Origin of the sequence: Escherichia sp. E4736, from assembly GCF_005781225.1 — a bacterium.
Classification (GTDB): domain Bacteria; phylum Pseudomonadota; class Gammaproteobacteria; order Enterobacterales; family Enterobacteriaceae; genus Escherichia.
In genome coordinates this window covers 71974-90830 of the sequence record NZ_VATT01000011.1, presented here as the reverse complement: position 1 = coordinate 90830, position 18857 = coordinate 71974, and the positions used below count along the sequence as shown (strand labels likewise).

Sequence of the window (18857 nt, the reverse complement as noted above, 5' to 3'; positions counted from 1 at the left end):
AAGCATTTAAAGGCAATGAATGAAACAATTAGATTTTACATTAAGCCTGATTGATAAATTATCCCGCCCGTTAAAACAGGTGCAGGGTAACGTCACCAGCTTTGCGGAAAAATCAAAAGCAGCCTTTATGCAGATCGGTGGTGGCGTTCTGGCGCTGGCAGGTATCGGGATGGAGATCAAAAGTGCTTTATCACCGGCAATTGAAATGTATGACGCGCTGAATAATGCCGCCGCAAAAGGTATTGATGATTCAGCACTTAAGACAGTTCAGCGTGATGCCCTGCGCTTTAGTACAACCTATGGTGCCAGTGCGGTGGAGTTTGTTAAATCCACGGAAAATATTAACACTTCCATTGCCGGACTGACGGGTAATGAACTGCCGAAGGTGACGAAAGTCGCCAATACCCTGGCTTTTGCGCTCAAGTCCACAGCGGCGGACACGGCGGAATTTATGGGGCAGATGTTCGGTAACTTTTCCGCCGATGCCACCAGACTGGGCAAGGTTGAATTTGCCGAGCAACTGGCAGGCAAGATGGTTTATATGCGCAAAACCTTTGGCACAGAAATGGCCACTATCAAGGATTTGATGGAAGGCGCGCGCGGTGTCGGGACTAACTACGGCGTAGGGCTGGATGAACAACTGGCCGTGCTGGGGCAACTTCAGCGGACACTGGGAACGGAAGCCAGCAGCGCCTATGAAGGGTTTATGACCGGTGCGATTGATGGCGCTAAAAAGCTGGGGCTGTCCTTTACTGACTCCACCGGCAAAATGCTGTCCATGCCTGAAATGCTGATCAAGTTGCAGGGCAAATATGGCAAAAGCCTTGAAGGGAACCTGAAAGCCCAGGCGGAACTGGATGCAGCCTTTGGTGACAGTTCGGCAGTGGTTAAACAGCTTTACGGCAATGTCGCGTTACTTCAGCGGAACATCACCGAACTGGGCGGTGCGGACGGTCTGAAGCGTACCCAGGAAATGGCACAAAAAATGGTTAAGCCGTGGGATCGCTTTGTGCAAATCCTGAAAGCCATTCAGACCGTGATCGGGCTGACGCTGATCCCTGTGCTGTATCCGGTTCTGAATCGCCTGGCTGATATGGGGCAGACCTTTGCCCGCTGGATGCAGCTATTTCCTAACATTGCCCGTGTGATTGGTTATGCGTCGATGGCACTCCTGAGCTTTGCCGCCGTGGGTGCGGTGGTCAATATCGTGATGGGGGTATCCAGATTCATCATGATGGGATTGCGCGGGATCTGGGTGGCGCTAACGGCGATTACGAAAATCTACACGGCCACTGTCTGGCTGGCGCAAATGGCGGTAATCGCCTGGAATACCACGCTGAAGTTTTTACGCGGCGCGTTACTGGCGGTACGCATGGCCGCAATGATGACCGGAATTGGTATCAATTTGATGAGCTGGCCAATCCTGCTTGTGATTGGTGCCATTGCGCTGCTTGTTGCTGGTTGTTATCTGCTGGTTAAGCACTGGAACACGATAAAAGCATCGGTGATGAATACCGAAGCCTTCCAGGCATGTGCTGCCGTAGTGAAATGGCTAGCGGGGATCTTTGTTTTAGCCTGGCAATATGTCAGTGATGGATGGAGCAGTTTTATTTCTATGCTGACAGGATTTTCACCATCTGAGGCATTAAAGGGAATGGCCACCGGTATTATGTCGCTGTTTGATATTGTCTGGAACTCAATCAAAGAGGGATTTCTTAAGTCGTGGAACTGGATTGTTCAGAAACTGAATGAAATTCCCGGCGTGGATATTTCTCTGGCCAGTGAAACCTTACAGCCATTAACTGGTAATACGCTGTCTACGGGGGGCGATTTAAAAGGTGTGGATAATGGTGGTATCAGTAAAACAATCAGCAGAAACACAACATCCGTAATCGATAACAGCCGGAAAATTGGCGAAGTGCATTTCCATACCAAAGAAGCATTTTCTCCACTCCAGCTTATGGAATGGCAGGAGCTTGGTGCATGAGTAATGTTCTTTATATTGATTTGCTGATTCAGGGCGGCGATTTTGTTCTGAATGTCGGTAATGAACCTGAATTATGTAATAACCGACAAAGTATCGGACAGGACATTATTCATTCCATTATTGAAAGTGGGTTGGCTACGGAATTAATAGCCGAACGTAGCCCGACAATGAGAGCGGATATTTTTACCCGCATGGAATTACTGATTGAAGATGATGAACGTATTGTGCCGGGTTCGGTGGAAATCAGTGAAGAAAGTCAGAAGCGGTTGTGGGTAACCGCGAGCACATACGATTTTGGCGGGATCTCTGCGCAGGTGGATTTATGACGGAAAAACCGCAGGTTGATTTTGAAGACGTGGTGAAAGACAGCGGTATGCCGGTAACGGAAGCCGAAGTGCGGGAACGCTTTAATGCGATTGCAGCAGATGAGGGAATTATCACCAATACATCCCGAATGTCACCGTTCTGGCGATTAATCACCGCCATTGTGACCGCCCCGGTGATGTGGCTTAAAGATGTTCTGGTGTTAACCGTGCTGGCCAATATGTTTGTGGCCACGGCCAGCGGGAGCATGTTGCGTCTGCTGGCCTGGGCTGTGAACGTCACGGCAAAACCGGCGAGCGCTGCACAGGGGGTAATTCGGTTCTTCAAAGAAGACACAAAGGCTGTTGTGACGGTCAGAGCTGGGACGGTTATCCAGACAGAACGCATTAACGGGCGAGTTTATGAGCTGGCTACCACTGAAGATGTGGTGATCGCTTCCAGTGCAGCCAGCGCATTACTGCCGGTGCAAGCCACTGGTACCGGGGGCGCATATAACCTTGCGCCTGGATACTACCGCATTCTGCCGGTGGCGGTCAGTGGTATCAGCCATGTGGCCAGTGAGGAAAACTGGCTGACCGTGCCGGGAGCTGACGAGGAGAGCGATGATGAACTGCGCGAGCGTTGTCGCAATCAGTTCAATCTGGTGGGGAATTACCACACTGATGCGGTTTATCGCTCAATGATCGCCAGCGTTGCTGGGTTGAGTATCGATAGGATTTTCTTTGAGCATGAAGCACCGAGGGGACCTGGAACAGCAAACGCATTTCTATTGCTGGATAGTGGGGTGACATCGGCACCGTTCTTGGATGCAGTGAATGACTATATCAACACCCAGGGGCATCACGGGCATGGTGATGATATGCATTGTTATCCCATGCCGGAAACGTTTCACGATCTGGCCGTTACGGTTTATGTCGAGAATCTGAATAATTTCAGCGATGAGGAAAGAAAAAGCCTGAAGGATGGCGTTGAAAACATTATCCGCTGCGCTTTTCGTGAAAATGCTGATTTTGACGTCAGAAAGACGTGGCCATATTCACGGTTTTCATTTTCACAACTGGGGCGGGAAATTCATAAAACCTTTGCACAGACGGAATCACTGACATTTTCGCTCGGAGACATTACCAGTGAACTGGACGTGCCGCGTCTGAAATCACTGACGGTGAATATTGATAATGAATGAGTTTATGGAAAAGCTGGCCGGGATGGTCTTGCCTTCCTGGATGAATAAAGGCGAACCGGGGAAATTGCTGAAAACGGCGCAGCGTTTTTGGGCTGAGGTTTACAACTGGGTTACCTGGCCAATAAATCAGTTTGATCCGCTGACGTGTACACCGGCATTACTGAACCTGCTGGCTTATGACCGGGATATTACCCGCTTTGATGGTGAACCGTTGAGCCTGTTTCGCAAACGCGTGGCTTTTGCCTTCGTGAATGCGCGGGATGCTGGTTCAGTACAGGGGTTTATCAATATCTTTGACCGGTTGGGCATCGGTTATGTGGAACTGTTAGAACGGCAACCGAATATCGACTGGGATGTGATTCTGGTTCGGGTTACAGACAGCCAAATTGCAGACAACACGCAGCTGCTGATCCAGATAATCCGCCAGTACGGGCGAACATGCCGCCGTTATCAGTTTGAGGTGATCACGTCTGAAAACCTGGTAATCCGGGCTGGGTGGGATCATGGGGAATATGTGGTTTACCCGGCGACGTTAGCAGGGACGGAAGCCCGCAGCGCAACATTCAGCGCGAGTTTGTAAGGAGATTTTTATGTCACAGACAGCCATCACACTGGCGTTTGAAAACTGGAAAGCACAGCAGGGCGCAACAGGTGAACCGGTACTACTGGACGAATTTGTTTTTGCCAGTGTGCCGGATTTAAACGCGGATATCCCTGTTGATCGCAATGAAGGGTTGCCCCCGACAGCACAGATTGTTCACCGGCAAGCTGTTACCCGTACCGGTGTGGTGGATGAAAATAGGGTGGTCTATTCCGTAGTGCTGGGCGCAGATGTGGGGGATTTCAGTTTTAACTGGATTGGTCTGCTCAATAAGGCTAGCGGTACGCTGGCAATGATTGTCCATGCACCAGCACAGCAGAAACTGAAAACAAAAGAAGGGCAACAGGGGAACGTGCTGACCCGCTCGTTTCTGATGGAGTACAACGGTGCACAAACAGAAACTGGGATTAATACGCCCGCTGAAACCTGGCAGATTGATTTTACTGCACGTTTGGCCGGAATTGATGAGCGCCAGCGTCTGGAAAATACAGATATTTATGGCGCGGCGGCGTTTTTTGGTAACGGGTATCTGGTAGCCAAAACCGGCAATCAGTTTTATGTCACGAAAGGCACAGGGTATGTGGCTGGACTGCGTGTGTCACTGGATGCGAATCAGGATATTACAGTGACGACAATGTCGGTAAAAGTCTGGCTGGATGTGTGCTGGACAGGGATTCTGAGCAGTGTCTGGAGTGTACAGAGTAAAGTCACGGTTGTAGAAAATCTGACTGATTATGTTCAGAACGGTATTCAGCATTTTGTATTTGCGGTGGCCAGCATTGATGTGGATGGCAACATCACGGATTTAAGGCCAAAAGGCAGTCTGAGCGATCAACAGGCCAGCAGCGATTTTTTGCGTAAGGATGCAAACCTTGCCGATATCAATGACAAGGCGGAAGCCAGAAAAAATCTTGGGCTGGGTGAGCTGGCGGTCTTAAGCATTAGCGATGTTGTGCCGGTTGGAGTACCACTTCCTTGGCCGACTGATATTCCACCAGCGGGTCACGCAATCATGCAGGGGCAGGTGTTTGATCCAGTGGCTTACCAGCGACTGGCTATTGTATACCCATCGGGTGTTCTTCCTGATATGCGCCGCCAGACGATCAAAGGAAAACCTGATGGCCGTGCAGTTTTGTCCTATGAAGATGATGGCAATAAATCCCATGCCCACACTGCTAGTGCATTCAGTACCGATCTGGGGACGAAGTCAACATCATCCTTTGACTACGGCACTAGAGCTGTGAGCACATTTGATTACGGAACCAAAACAACCGATACAACTGGTGCACATACTCATACATATGTTAAGGGGCAGGCCACTCAAAACGGAGATATCAATAGAGGTCAGGGCGGCGATAACGTAACAACAGGTAATACGGATTTGGCTGGCAACCATGCTCATATTGTAGGGATTGGCGCACATAGCCATTCTGTAGGAATTGGAGCTCACTCTCATACCGTAGCAATAGGCGCACATAGTCACACCATTACCGTCGCCGCGTCGGGCAATGAAGAAACGACCGTTAAAAACATCGTATTTAACTACATAGTGAGACTCGCATAATGACTTTTAAAATGAGTGAAACGGATCAAACAGTTACCGTTTATAACCTGCGCTCTGACACGAATGAATTTATTGGTTTGGGTGATGCTTTTATTCCTGCGCATACCGGACTGCCAGCTAACTGCACCACGATAAAGCCACCGGCAATCAAAGCGGGGTTTGTGGCGATTTTTGATTCAGAGAAGCAAAGATGGATTTCCCGTGAGGATCACCGTGGTGAGGTTGTGTTTGATACAGAAAACGGTAATGAACTGGTGATCACCGAGCCAGGCGCTTATCCGGAAAGGACAACCACGTTAGCACCAGCTAATGCCTGGCAAAAATGGAATGGTAAGGCGTGGGTGGATGATGCGGAGGCCATGCGAATTGCATTAGTCAGCGAGGCAGACGCCGAAAAGAAAAGCCTGCTTAAACAGGCCAATGACGCCATTGCCACGTTGCAGGATGCCGTTGATTTAGACATGGCGACTGAAGAAGAAGTACTTCTACTTACTGCATGGAAAAAATTCCGGGTTTTATTGAACCGTATTCAACCGGAAGATGCTCCGGAAATTGTGTGGCCGGAGGTGCCTGGAAATGTGGCGTGAAGCATGTCTGGCCTTCACAGATTCTGTTGCTGCGCTGAACTGTTCGATCGTCCCTGCGCATCCGTGGATTTATGGGCTGGGACAGCAGACAGCGAACGGGGCATATCTCAGCCCGGTTAATGCTGTTCGCTATCTTGCTGAACGCCTGGCCGGAACAGGGGGGAATGCGGACGTGGTGATTATGATGGTCACCGGACAGACGCAGGAAAACTTTATGACCAGCCTGAATAACCTGGTCGGGATTTTCCCCGCTCCGGCATTCACGCAGGTCAAACGGCTGGCACAATCCGCCGCAGCGCTGGCTATTGAAAAGATGCAAATCCCGGCGAAAGCCGCCGCAGCGTTACCTGCGTCCATTCCACTGTCTGTACCAACCAGCAGGGCAGCTTTATCTGCTGCTGCAATCAGTCAGGCACAAAAGGTGGCGGGTGCCGGGTTTGATATCGAAGGGCTGAAAAAACAGCTGGGCGAGTTCACGCAGTTGCGTGACCAGCTTATCAGTGATGTGGCCAGCGGCCTGAATGATTTACAGGGAAAAAGTGCCAGAGCGTGGGTTTTTACTGCCAGCGGAGACACCGGCACCACGTTACTGGAACTGATGAAGGACATTCCGCAGCAGCCTGCCGTTTACACCGCTGCCATGATGCTGGTTGGTGATAATCTTGATGGAATAAAGGGAATGATTCATGACTTCGATCCCGACACTGGCGCTTAATGGCGAGGCCATCCAGCTGAAAAACATGCGGGTGACTGTTTCACAGCAATTTCAGGATAAAGATCAGTCCGGCCAGACCAGCGCCACAACAAAATCAGAGCAGGGAGCAAAGGGAAAGGAACTGCGGATCAGCGGTGAAATACCTTTTAAACAGCCTGGAATACTAAAGCGTATTTTTGAGCTGGCCAGTACTACCGATGCCAGTGGTAATCGCCAGAAATACCGCGTGGTGCATGAAGTTGCCCGTGCTGTTAATTTTCGTGAAGCAACGTTCAGCGGAACGGTGGATGCCCCCCAGCAAGATGGGAAAATGTCCTGGCTGGTGACATTCACACTGGCGGAACATATCAGCGTGCAGGAAAAGCAAGAGGCCAGGGCAACAGGTAAGACGACCGCAAAAAAACAGACTGCCGTTAGTGCGGGACAGTCCGGTGGCCAGTCTGCCGGAGAAGATGAAGAAAAACTGACGTGGTTTGAACGCAAGGTACTGAAGCCCGTCAATGATGCTTTGGGTTAATGATGAAACCAGTAAAACGCCTATACCTTTCAACGGATGAAGTTCACCTGGTGGATGCCAGCCTGGTACTGGAGCTGAACAGCTGCGGCCGGGGCTTCATCACCGCAGAGACAACAACAGATTACACCGGAAAACTGGTGCGGCTGGATGTGGGGTATACTGATCTGCTTTTGCGCTGGTTTACGGGGTACGTGGAGCGATCGCAGCCTGCTGAAAACGGTTTTCAGCGTCTGTTCATTCGTGAGTTGGCAGGTGTGTTTGAAAGGATGTGGCCATGTTCGTTTCAACACCCGACTTTGCGTGAAATTGCGGTCTGGTTGGAAGAACACAGCGGGATCACGGTCAGTGTGCCTGACGCACAGTACAGCGATACCCCTATCCCACATTTTACCCATAACGGTACTGGTTATCAGTTGCTGAACAATCTGGGAAGGGCGTTCAGTATCCAGGATTACATCTGGTACCAGTTTCCTGATGGTTCGCTTTACGTCGGTGGCGCAGAAAAGTCATTGTTTGCCGGTCGTCCCGTAGAAATCCCATCAGAGTTCAGCCAGGGGGCTGCTGGCGGTAACTCTGTAACATTACCAGTGATCCAGACTATGCGGCCAGGGGTGGAGATGAACGGTGAGCGCGTGACTAAGGTTCATCTGACGAATGACACGATGGCGATCACATGGATGCCGAGAAACCGCGTAACGGGTAAACCTTTGCAGAAAACACCAGCACAAAGGCAGATTGAAAGCCATTACCCTGAACTGGCATCCGGGCTTCATTTGCCAAAGATGGCCAGAGTCGTGGCGTATTCAGAGCCGGTAAAAAGCGGTAACTTTGCCGATCCTTTCCGGCCACGTTATGCCGTGGACGTGCAGTTGCTTGACGCAGACGGAAACCCGGACAATCAGACGCCTGTTTATTCAGCGGTGCCGTTGCCGGTACCGATGGCCGGGAATGATTCAGGCATGTTCCAGTTTCCGCCAGAAGGGACGCTGGTTGAGGTTGCATTCACGGGAGGCAGACCGGATAAACCCTTTATCAGGCAGACGCTGCCGGATGGTACCAGCCTGCCGGACGTTAAACCCGGTGAGCAATTGCAGCAGCAGCGGGAAGAAGTATCGCAGAGGGTGACTCAGGCTGGAGACTGGGTAAGGCAGACCGATCACACCATCAGCGAAACATCAATGGCGCGAACCGTAAAAGCCGATACGGAACAGCGCGAACTGGTAAGCCGTGAAACCACGGTGAAAGCTACGGATAAAACTACGGTACTGGGAACCGCCATATTGCTGGCTGGAGCCATCCAGCAGGTCAGCACCGGTGATTATAGCCAGGCGGTGAAAGGTAACAGGTTGTCCAGTATTGAAGGAAACGAAGAAACGGACATAACAGGACGGCAGTCTACTAAAGTGGGTGGTGCTGTAGCCGTGGAGGTTGGCGAAAGCCTGACAGAGAAGATTGCCGCATTGCGTAAATCAGTGGCCGCTGGAGGTCAGCAGGTCATGGGGGCAACTGTCCATATTGGCAGTGAGAGTATCAACGCCCTAACCATGATGCTGGACACCATTGATTTACTGGAAGAGCTGGCGCAGCAATGCGCGAGCCATTCGCACCCCTCCGTTGGGACGCCAACCAATGCCGCCGCGTTCACCCAGACAGGGACGAAAGCCGGGCAGACCCGGGAAAAATATCAGGGGATTATTGCCTAATGCTGACACTCACATGATAAGTTGAAACGTTCGGGACTTACTGATAGCAGTATTTCACTTGTTGTGTTGTTCAGAATAGTTAGAGGTGGAGTGCGTATCAAGCGGTAGTAGTTGTGCGGCTCTGCGGGTTATAAAGACACTATTAGCAGGAATGTTTCGGTTAACGAATGACATAGCACCAATTGTCACGTTATCACCAATGGTCAGATCATCACCGATGATGCATGAATTTGCACCAATCTCGACATTGTCTCCGATCCTGATGGCTTTGATTCCTTCAACTGTTTTTAATCCAATCGTTGTGTTTTGTCGGATACGAACATTTTTGCCAATCACAGCCTGGGGACAAATGACTATTCCAACGAAGTGATAAATTTTGAATTTTTCCCCGATCTGTGCCCCCAATCCAATATCAGTATTGTATTTTGAAACAAGTCTCCGGTGGATTCTTCGTGCCCACTTAATACTTGATTTCCCTCCCTGACAGTAAAGGCAATTCGCTATCCTCCACCAACACATGAATCTGTGTCCGGGTTGTCTCCAGCAACGTAGTATGATTCTCCTCCAGGAGAATTTTTTACTACTGTGCAGTATGTCCGCGCACAACAACTTCTTCATATCCTCATAATGCGACTTTTTGTTGTTACTCATAAATTATTCTCCCTAATAATCCTGAGGATTATCGTAACATGAGAATGATCTGATTTTCTGCCTACAATATTAAGTTATGTGGTCGGAACTGATAATTGGCTACTTAATCCCAAATAATTAGTTGAATTACTAACAAAACATCTTTCTTATCTTGTCATAGACATCGGCAGACGGATTATTAACCCTTTAATAACAAATATAACTCGGTCACTAAGTATAAAAGATCAGAATTGTAGCGTTGCGCTGGTATGGTGATATGGCGACAAAATAAATCCTTCGCAGACAAAAACGGCGCTACACCGCACCCGCCTGCGGTTTCTGGATCTGGAAATTTTTTCAGTTTTATTTTTCTACAAATCAGACAACTAGCCCGTACCAGCACTGGTGGTTTGTGGGAAATTTCGAACTGAAAAGATTGAAAAGAATTTCAGCGTTTTTCAGTGAAAAGGAGTTATGGAGGAACTGAGAAAAAACATAACCATCAGATAAATAAGAGGAAGTGTATTTCGTGTAGGTTTTGCAGAGTGATCGCTGGTGATAACGGATAATTAAAGAAAACCCACATCTAAGAGTTGGTGCGGGCTGGTCAGAAAGTTACATAATCAACAGAACTGAAATTTTCTAAACTTAAAAGTACATTGTTCTGGTTTTCGGTTTTATTAATTCATCAGTTTTTTCTGCGTAGCAGCAGACACAATTACATTTTTATTTATAGTAAATACGTTTATTCCTGGTACGGATGTATAATCACCATCATCAGTGATTATATTTGTAATGCCATGTTTTAACATTGTTTCATGAATCATGAGGTCATAACCATCTAAGGTATTACTTGTCATTTTTGATGCGCAAGAATCTGTTAAATCTTGGCATATGGTTAAGTCAACTTGTGGCGCAATCTGTTTTACTTGAGCCCACGACACTTCAACTTCTTTCATTGCAAGTTGTCTTTCCTTTGCATATTTATATCTGAATTCCTTTGTCATAATCCTCGATTTTATTGTTGCTTCGTGTATTTCTCTTTCAGTGGATTCAATGATATGCGCTAGTTCGGCTAAAGATAAGCCAGAGTGAAATAGTTGTGATTCTTTAGAAATACAATCACTAATAAATTTAATATAGGTATTTAGATATTGTCTGTTAGATGGTATACCTTTTGTATAAGTCATCCAATACCAAACATTAGTATCAACTAAAAATTTATCGTCTTTTGTTGGGGTATAATTCCCAATATTAAAAACATTAGCTAAAATTACGCCTGAAAACGCCATTAATCAGACTCCCTTGCTTGTTGTTCTAATATTTCATCTACAATTTTTTTATAATCAAGATCAGATTTAAATCTGCTTGCGTTTTCGACAACTCTTTCAATTATTGAATGACCAACAACCTCAAGATTGTCAAGATGTAAATTATTTCTTATTTCATTTTCGGAAAATTTATTAAATAACTGACCAATGCTATAGTTAAAAAAAGGTGATGCAAACATTTTTACATTGGAAAAATCCAAAATAACTTCATCTTTACTCTCTAGATGCCGAGAGATTTCTTCAAATAATTTTTGACCATCCTCTTTTAATATACATCTGGTTCCAATAAAATCTTTGATTAAAATCTTCATTTGATTATCCTAATTCTGAAGTAAGTCTGTAATATTTTTCATCACAGAGTAGAGTTATGTTAAGTATAGTACCTTCGAAATAAAAAGGCTGAGTTTTATATTCTTCTCCCTGACTGCTCATTTTAACATAACCATTATGACTATATAATTCTAGTTTGCCATTATTTACTCTGACTAATTCTTTGAGTAAATGTAAACCTAAACCTCTTGGTACACCATTTGCTGTTGCCGTTGTATTCCCACTTTGGCATGCCCATTTTAAACATGATTCTGCCGACAGGGATGCTGCTCGTGCATCAGAAGAAAGAAATTCTCTGACGTTGTGAGGTATTCCAACGCCGAAATCAACAACAGATAAAACCAGTTCATTTTTTTTTATAAAATGTTGGCCGCAAGAAAAAACTCCAATTTTGGATTTAGAATGTTCAAAGGAGTTTGCATAAATTTCCCAAACTTTTCCTGCAATCGCATCCCTCAAGGGTTCGCTAACCTTAACCCAACCTTTGCCAATCCAGTTTTGGGTTAAATAATCGAGAATTGAATTAGCATCTTCTTTAGGATCCTCTCTATATGGGATTGCGTGCCCAGGGTTCGTGTGAGAGCTGTAACCTAGCTTGCTACAAAATGTATTCTGTTTGAGCGAAGCCATTACTGCGCTTGGAATGCTTTTCCAGTCAACAAATACAGTTACACCTTTCTTTTGTAAAGAACGAATCGTGCCGCCTAAAAAGGCAACGGCATTTGGTCGCAAGAAGCGGCAATGAGTGAAGATAAACGTGATCTGTGGTGCATCTGTCTCCATCACTTGCTTATAGATCATAAACAAACGCATGAAATCCCCCTCTCCATCATTGAGGGTTGGAATCATGATAGTTAACCCCGTTTTTGTATTGAACATGTTTCTTCCAGCCATGTTTAGATGGCGGAAACTATCTCATAATTTATGCGACTTTCAAACAAAGAGGTTCACCTCTAATAAATCGTATGAACATTTTTGAATCAGAGGTTAGGGACGCCTGCTGAATGCTACGATTGTATTGAGACACTTTTGAGACATTTGATATTTAAATTTTTAACATCATGCATTTATCATGTTGATTTTAAAATATTATTTATGCAATTGTTTTTTTTGGCTAAACTATATTATATAGCTATTGCTAAAACGTTAATTTTTTGTACCTTCGCAACTCTGGTTTACAATGTGCGCACGAAATGAGAACGCTATGTATGTGTCACCATAATGAGGAAGCACAATGAGTCGTCGCGCAGGTACGCCAACAGCAAAAAAAGTGACGCAGTTAGTGAACGTGGAAGAGCACGTTGAAGGATTCCGCCAGGTCAGAGAGGCACATCGCCGTGAACTTATAGACGATTACGTTGAGCTGATTTCTGACCTGATGATGGAGGTGGGAGAAGCGCGCCAGGTTGATATGGCCGCCCGTCTGGGAGTCTCTCAACCTACGGTGGCTAAAATGCTTAAGCGACTGGCAACAATGGGATTGATTGAAATGATCCCCTGGCGTGGCGTGTTTTTAACGGCAGAAGGAGAGAAGCTGGCGCAGGAAAGTCGCGAGCGTCATCAGGTCGTCGAAAATTTCTTGTTGGTGTTGGGCATTAGCCCGGAAATCGCCCGTCGCGACGCGGAAGGCATGGAGCACCATGTCAGTGAGGAGACGCTGGACGCCTTTCGTCTGTTTACCCAGAAACACGGTGCTAAATGAGCCTGCCTTTTTTACGCTCGCTGCAAGGCGATCGCTTTTTTCAGTTATTAATTCTCGTTGGCATCGGATTAAGTTTTTTCGTTCCTTTCACACCTAAGTCCTGGCCTGGCGCTATTGACTGGCACACCATCATCACCTTAAGTGGCCTGATGCTGCTGACCAAAGGCGTCGAGTTAAGCGGCTATTTTGATGTGCTTGGGCGCAAAATGGTGCGCCGTTTTGCTACTGAGCGTCGACTGGCGATGTTTATGGTGCTGGCAGCGGCGCTGCTTTCTACGTTTCTGACCAACGACGTCGCGCTGTTTATTGTGGTTCCGCTGACCATCACGCTAAAAAGACTGTGTGAGATCCCGGTTAATCGGCTGATTATTTTCGAGGCGTTGGCGGTGAATGCCGGATCGTTGCTGACGCCGATTGGCAATCCGCAAAATATCCTAATCTGGGGACGTTCTGATCTTTCGTTTGTCGGTTTTATTGCCCAAATGGCCCCGCTGGCTGGTGCGATGATGCTGACACTACTGCTGCTGTGTTGGTGTTGTTTCCCTGGAAAGGCGCTGCAATACCATACTGGTTCGCAGATGCCGGAGTGGAAGCCTCGGCTGGTGTGGAGTTGTCTGGGGCTGTATATCGTCTTCCTTATGGCGCTGGAGTTGAAACAAGAGCTGTGGGGGCTGGTGATTGTGGCGGCGGGCTTTGCGCTTCTGGCGCGTCGCGTGGTGCTGAGCGTGGACTGGACGTTGCTGCTGGTGTTTATGGCGATGTTTATCGACGTCCATTTACTGACCCAACTTCCGGTATTACAGGGCGTGTTGAGCAACGTGAGTCATTTATCTGAACCTGGATTATGGCTGACGGCGATTGGTTTATCGCAGGTAATCAGTAACGTGCCGGGCACGATTTTGCTGCTCAATTATGTGCCACCGTCTTTACTACTGGCATGGGCGGTAAATGTAGGTGGCTTTGGTTTATTACCCGGATCGCTGGCAAATTTGATTGCGCTACGGATGGCGAACGATCGCCGTATCTGGTGGCGTTTCCATCTCTATTCAATACCGATGCTGTTGTGGGCGGCGCTGGTGGGATATGTTTTGTTGGTTATGATCCCGGCGGGGTAAGGTCTGACAAATTAAAAAGGCGGATTATTAGTCCGCCTCTGAGTGTTGGTAATACGCGCTTTGTTCATGCCAGATGCGGCCTACAAAAACTTGCGGATTCAATATATTGCAGGTTCTGCGTAGGCCTGATAAGCGTAGCGCATCAGGCAATTATGTATTGCCATGAGCAGCCTCAGGCGGATTATCACTCCGCCTTTTGCTTAAGTTTTAACGATTAATTCAGGCGAACCGGCATCCCGGAACGATTTTTAATCGCTTCATCCAGAACAACCTGATCAACGTCTGGCTGACCAGTCACTGTCTGCACGCTCTTCGTCAGAGTAATCGGTACAATTTCCTGACCTTCAAACTGGGCTTCGGTGGTAGACAGCGGGTTATGGACTTCAATATAACGGCTGCCGTCTGGCTCGGTAGTCGCTTTTACCGGCTCATCAATAAACTGCACGCGAGTACCGACTGGCACTTTCTCGAACAGGAATTTAATGTCTTCGTTACGCAGACGCACACAGCCGTGGCTTACGCGCAGACCGATACCGAAGTTAGCGTTGGTGCCGTGGATAGCGTACAGGCGACCGATGTACAGTGCATACAGCCCCATCGGGTTATCCGGGCCAGCCGGAACGACTGCCGGAAGCGGTTCGCCCGCTGCGCGGTACTCTGCGTGCATTTTGGCGGTCGGTGTCCAGGTCGGGCCTGCTTTCTTACGCTCTACTTTGGTGGTCCAGTTGATAGGTGTGTCTTTACCTAACTGACCAATCCCGATCGGCAACACGATAACGGTGTTGGTCCCTTTCGGATAGTAGTACAAACGCATCTCTGCGCTGTTAATGACGATACCTTCATGCACGGTATCTGGCAGGATCAACTGCTGTGGAATGTTCAGTACGGTGCCGCCTTTCGGCAGGAAGGTATCCACACCAGGGTTAGCTTCCATCATGTTGGAAAGACCCATCTGGTACTCGGCAGCAAAATACTCCAGCGGCTGAGTGTTACCTTCAGGGATAGTGATCACCTGATTCTGACCAACCAGGCGACTCCCGTCGGTTGGCAGAGGATAAGTTACCGCAGAGGCGGTACTGCAAAAGCCGACAACAGCGAAGGCCGCTGCGAATAATGTTTTCAATTTCATATTCATGTTAAGCGAGATTTAGTGCCTGGCAGGCCATTAGGTTGAGAATATTAGAGTATTGGAAGCGCATTATATGTTCATTCCAGCTAACAGTGAAATCAGATGTGTACTAAATCACATTTTTTGCCTTTGGGAAGAGTGTAGACCTTAAGCGACGGACGGGATCTTCTTTCAGATTTATGGCATAATGCGCGGTTTGTCATATTTCTTTTCAGGATACGCCTGTGTTAGTTTCCAGTAACGTCACCATGCAGTTCGGCAGTAAGCCGTTGTTTGAAAACATTTCCGTCAAATTTGGCGGCGGCAACCGTTACGGCCTGATTGGCGCGAACGGTAGTGGTAAATCCACCTTTATGAAAATCCTCGGCGGCGACCTTGAGCCGACGCTGGGCAACGTTTCCCTCGATCCGAATGAGCGCATTGGTAAGCTGCGCCAGGATCAATTTGCCTTTGAAGAGTACACCGTGCTGGATACGGTGATCATGGGGCATAAAGAGTTGTGGGAAGTGAAGCAAGAGCGCGACCGCATCTATGCTTTGCCGGAAATGAGCGAAGAAGATGGCTACAAAGTGGCCGATCTGGAAGTGAAATACGGCGAAATGGACGGTTACTCTGCAGAATCGCGTGCGGGGGAATTGTTGCTTGGCGTCGGTATTCCACTGGAACAACACTACGGCCCGATGAGTGAAGTTGCTCCTGGCTGGAAGCTGCGTGTGCTGCTGGCGCAGGCGCTGTTTGCAGATCCGGACATTCTCCTGCTCGACGAACCGACCAACAACCTGGACATCGACACCATTCGCTGGCTGGAGCAGGTGCTGAACGAGCGTGACAGTACCATGATCATCATTTCGCACGACCGTCACTTCCTCAACATGGTTTGTACCCACATGGCGGATCTGGACTACGGCGAACTGCGCGTTTATCCGGGCAACTACGATGAGTACATGACGGCCGCGACCCAGGCGCGTGAACGTCTGCTGGCTGATAATGCCAAGAAGAAAGCACAGATTGCTGAGCTGCAATCCTTCGTTAGCCGCTTTAGCGCCAACGCCTCGAAATCTCGCCAGGCGACTTCACGTGCGCGTCAGATTGATAAAATCAAACTGGAAGAGGTGAAAGCCTCCAGCCGTCAGAACCCGTTCATTCGTTTTGAGCAGGATAAGAAACTGTTCCGTAACGCGCTGGAAGTGGAAGGTCTGACCAAAGGGTTTGATAACGGTCCGCTGTTTAAAAATCTTAACCTGCTGCTGGAAGTCGGTGAAAAACTGGCGGTACTGGGTACCAACGGCGTCGGTAAATCGACCCTGTTAAAAACGCTGGTGGGCGATCTGCAACCGGACAGCGGCACTGTAAAATGGTCTGAGAACGCGCGCATTGGTTACTATGCCCAGGACCACGAATATGAGTTCGAAAATGATCTGACCGTGTTCGAATGGATGAGTCAGTGGAAGCAGGAAGGCGATGATGAGCAAGCGGTGCGCAGCATTCTCGGTCGTTTACTGTTCAGCCAGGACGACATCAAAAAGCCAGCTAAAGTGCTTTCCGGTGGGGAAAAAGGGCGGATGCTGTTTGGTAAGTTAATGATGCAGAAACCGAATATTCTGATCATGGACGAACCGACCAACCACCTGGATATGGAATCCATCGAGTCACTGAACATGGCGCTGGAGCTGTATCAGGGTACGCTGATCTTTGTTTCTCACGACCGTGAGTTTGTAAGCTCCCTGGCGACCCGCATTCTGGAAATCACTCCGGAACGCGTGATCGACTTTAGCGGTAATTACGAAGATTACCTGCGTAGCAGAGGGATCGAGTAAGTTATTGCCCGTCACCCCGATACAGTCGGGGTGACGGTGGCTGAGGACAAACGCAAGATTGCCTGATGCGCTACGCTTATCAGGCCTACGCAGGACCTGCAATGTATTGAATCTGCAAGACGTTGTAGGCCGCATCCGGCATGAACAAAGCGCACTTTGTCAGCAATCTGAGCAACATCGAACCTACTTCCTTAACCTCACTTCCAATAATCCATCAACTCTTACACGTCCATGCCCAGTGCGCGCTTACCGTGAATGTTCAGATCATCCAGTGTAAAGCGGCTTTTCCAGTTTGCTTCATAATCTTCCCGCGGGAAGTCGCCCGGTGATGCGCCTTTTTTCAGCGCCATTTTGACTTTGTGTGCATAAGCCCGATTTTTCTCGCACATTGGCGCAGCAGGGATATACATCACGTTGCCCCAACCCTGTTGATTGTCTACTGGCGCGACGGAGTGAATCACATCGCAGTGCCACCAGACGGAATCCCCTGCTGTTATCGCGGGAATGGATGTCAGCGCTTTAATCAATAGTGGATGCCATTTCTCTGAAATGGGAAGAACTTTGCCAGGTGCAACCCCGCACAGTTCATCGTCCGGTACGTCATCCAGCAGCGGGCGCAATAAAACATATGCCATCGCTTCCGGGATAGGCACCACATGCAACAATCCCTGACCCGATATCATATCAGAGAGCGCAGTCCAGCCTTGAAACGTGCGGAACACTGAACATTTGGTCGTGTTATCCACCGTGTACTCTTCGACATCGGTCCGGTGTGCAGCATCCCAGGGATCGTAATCATCGAAATTACCATTGAACACATTGGCAAAAACGCGCTGATAAGCGGGCAATAACCACCGTTCCAGCGCGCCAGAATCGGTATGCGCGCCCAGACCTTTAGATGTAGTACCTGGAGGACGGCGACGGATCCTATCCGGGTAAATCACACTGATATCAGGATCAAACCACTGCTTGCCGTTGCTTTCAGACTTCCACAGGCGGTTCAGGAAAGATTGCACAGCAGCCATATTTTCGCTCTGCCGCGCCTGCATCTGTGCTTGTGACCAGTAAATGGGATAGATTTCGGGACGAGAAGCCTCCAGTGAGCCGAAAAAACTGTCGCCAGGGCCTTTATAAACATCATCAAAATGATTGATATCGAGATAATCGAGCATGGCACGATCCCACGCCAGCGCCTGCTCGCGAGGGAAATGACCTTTTATTACTGCACAGCCGCGACGTTTAATTTCATTGCGAGTGACATCGCTTACTGTCCCTGCGGCAATATCGCTATAAGAAACTTCCGGCCAAACCGGCAGCCCTTGCGCTTTTAGGGCATCGATTTCAGCAACACGCGTTTCGATTTTTGCAGAGAGTGTATCGAAAACCTGTTGTACATCACCGAGCTGTTCCCGCAGCGCAGCTTTCATTTCTCGGATAGCCGCTTTCGCATCTGTGGGCAGCGTCTCACAGGAAAAAGTCATATCAACCTCTCATCTTTCGTTCGAAAGTAAAATGATTACGATTGATACTTTAAGTTAAAAATAAGTTAACGCAAGATAAAGATCTTGAGTCACCGCACAAAGCGAGCAAAAAGGCGAGAGGCCGAAGTGGTCACTCCGGCC

At 48.3% G+C, this 18857-nt stretch carries 18 protein-coding genes; 12 read left to right on the top strand and 6 right to left on the bottom strand.

Annotated elements, in window-relative coordinates; translation table 11 throughout:
* Positions 1 to 19: 19 nt before the first annotated feature.
* Genes FEK46_RS08350 through FEK46_RS08310 form a run of 9 tightly spaced genes read left to right on the top strand, consistent with a single transcriptional unit; the run spans position 20 to position 9181 of the window.
* Positions 20 to 1987, top strand: a complete 1968-nt coding sequence (locus tag FEK46_RS08350) for a phage tail tape measure protein (protein WP_135559726.1) — start codon at positions 20 to 22, stop codon at positions 1985 to 1987.
* On the top strand, positions 1984 to 2313 hold the full coding sequence (locus tag FEK46_RS08345; protein ID WP_135559725.1) for a DUF2590 family protein: 330 nt from the start codon (positions 1984 to 1986) through the stop codon (positions 2311 to 2313). Before FEK46_RS08350 ends, FEK46_RS08345 begins: the two co-directional genes overlap by 4 nt.
* The gene (locus tag FEK46_RS08340) at positions 2310 to 3494 is read left to right on the top strand and encodes a baseplate J/gp47 family protein (protein ID WP_135559724.1); all 1185 of its coding nucleotides are present in this window, start codon (positions 2310 to 2312) and stop codon (positions 3492 to 3494) included. The genes FEK46_RS08345 and FEK46_RS08340 overlap by 4 nt, the downstream gene beginning before the upstream one ends.
* Positions 3487 to 4074 carry a phage tail protein gene (locus tag FEK46_RS08335; protein WP_130222180.1) on the top strand — a complete coding sequence of 196 codons (588 nt, stop codon included), beginning with the start codon at positions 3487 to 3489 and terminating at the stop codon, positions 4072 to 4074. Before FEK46_RS08340 ends, FEK46_RS08335 begins: the two co-directional genes overlap by 8 nt.
* Before the next feature lie 10 nt (positions 4075 to 4084).
* Positions 4085 to 5659, top strand: a complete 1575-nt coding sequence (locus FEK46_RS08330; protein ID WP_135559723.1) for a phage tail protein — start codon at positions 4085 to 4087, stop codon at positions 5657 to 5659.
* On the top strand, positions 5659 to 6246 hold the full coding sequence (locus FEK46_RS08325; protein WP_135559722.1) for a tail fiber assembly protein: 588 nt from the start codon (positions 5659 to 5661) through the stop codon (positions 6244 to 6246). The genes FEK46_RS08330 and FEK46_RS08325 overlap by 1 nt, the downstream gene beginning before the upstream one ends.
* Positions 6236 to 6961 (top strand): hypothetical protein, encoded by a 726-nt coding sequence (locus FEK46_RS08320; protein WP_135559721.1) that lies wholly within the window; start codon positions 6236 to 6238, stop codon positions 6959 to 6961. Before FEK46_RS08325 ends, FEK46_RS08320 begins: the two co-directional genes overlap by 11 nt.
* A complete protein-coding gene (locus FEK46_RS08315; protein ID WP_130222176.1) occupies positions 6933 to 7478 on the top strand; it encodes a hypothetical protein in 546 nt (181 codons plus the stop codon). The genes FEK46_RS08320 and FEK46_RS08315 overlap by 29 nt, the downstream gene beginning before the upstream one ends.
* Complete coding sequence (locus tag FEK46_RS08310) at positions 7478 to 9181, top strand: hypothetical protein (RefSeq protein WP_171021372.1); 1704 nt, start codon at positions 7478 to 7480, stop codon at positions 9179 to 9181. Before FEK46_RS08315 ends, FEK46_RS08310 begins: the two co-directional genes overlap by 1 nt.
* A 54-nt stretch (positions 9182 to 9235) precedes the next feature.
* Here FEK46_RS08310 and FEK46_RS23655 read toward each other — a convergent pair whose 3' ends face one another.
* The 4 genes from FEK46_RS23655 to FEK46_RS08285 form a co-directional block, all read right to left on the bottom strand.
* Entirely contained in the window at positions 9236 to 9586 is a 351-nt protein-coding gene (locus FEK46_RS23655) for a serine acetyltransferase (RefSeq protein WP_240731115.1), read from the bottom strand.
* 905 nt (positions 9587 to 10491) lie between these two features.
* Positions 10492 to 11103, bottom strand: a complete 612-nt coding sequence (locus FEK46_RS08295; protein ID WP_135559718.1) for a PIN domain-containing protein — start codon at positions 11101 to 11103, stop codon at positions 10492 to 10494.
* Positions 11103 to 11453 (bottom strand): STAS-like domain-containing protein, encoded by a 351-nt coding sequence (locus FEK46_RS08290; RefSeq protein ID WP_135559717.1) that lies wholly within the window; start codon positions 11451 to 11453, stop codon positions 11103 to 11105. Before FEK46_RS08290 ends, FEK46_RS08295 begins: the two co-directional genes overlap by 1 nt.
* 4 nt (positions 11454 to 11457) lie before the next feature.
* The gene (locus FEK46_RS08285) at positions 11458 to 12351 is read right to left on the bottom strand and encodes an ATP-binding protein (protein WP_135559716.1); all 894 of its coding nucleotides are present in this window, start codon (positions 12349 to 12351) and stop codon (positions 11458 to 11460) included.
* A 355-nt stretch (positions 12352 to 12706) separates the two neighbouring features.
* Here FEK46_RS08285 and mntR point away from each other — a divergent pair, with 355 nt between their 5' ends.
* Complete coding sequence (gene mntR, locus FEK46_RS08280) at positions 12707 to 13174, top strand: manganese-binding transcriptional regulator MntR (RefSeq protein WP_130205145.1); 468 nt, start codon at positions 12707 to 12709, stop codon at positions 13172 to 13174.
* A complete protein-coding gene (locus FEK46_RS08275) occupies positions 13171 to 14289 on the top strand; it encodes an anion transporter (RefSeq protein ID WP_130205147.1) in 1119 nt (372 codons plus the stop codon). Before mntR ends, FEK46_RS08275 begins: the two co-directional genes overlap by 4 nt.
* A gap of 214 nt (positions 14290 to 14503) precedes the next feature.
* Here the strand turns inward: FEK46_RS08275 and ldtB are convergent, their stop codons facing one another.
* Positions 14504 to 15424, bottom strand: a complete 921-nt coding sequence (gene ldtB / locus FEK46_RS08270; protein WP_001056384.1) for a L,D-transpeptidase — start codon at positions 15422 to 15424, stop codon at positions 14504 to 14506.
* A 218-nt stretch (positions 15425 to 15642) separates the two neighbouring features.
* Here ldtB and FEK46_RS08265 point away from each other — a divergent pair, with 218 nt between their 5' ends.
* Positions 15643 to 17235 carry an ABC-F family ATPase gene (locus FEK46_RS08265; protein ID WP_130205149.1) on the top strand — a complete coding sequence of 531 codons (1593 nt, stop codon included), beginning with the start codon at positions 15643 to 15645 and terminating at the stop codon, positions 17233 to 17235.
* A gap of 221 nt (positions 17236 to 17456) precedes the next feature.
* On the opposite strand, the gene FEK46_RS08260 is transcribed toward FEK46_RS08265, so the two are convergent.
* The gene (locus tag FEK46_RS08260; protein WP_135559715.1) at positions 17457 to 18716 is read right to left on the bottom strand and encodes a DUF1479 domain-containing protein; all 1260 of its coding nucleotides are present in this window, start codon (positions 18714 to 18716) and stop codon (positions 17457 to 17459) included.
* Positions 18717 to 18857 lie beyond the last annotated feature (141 nt).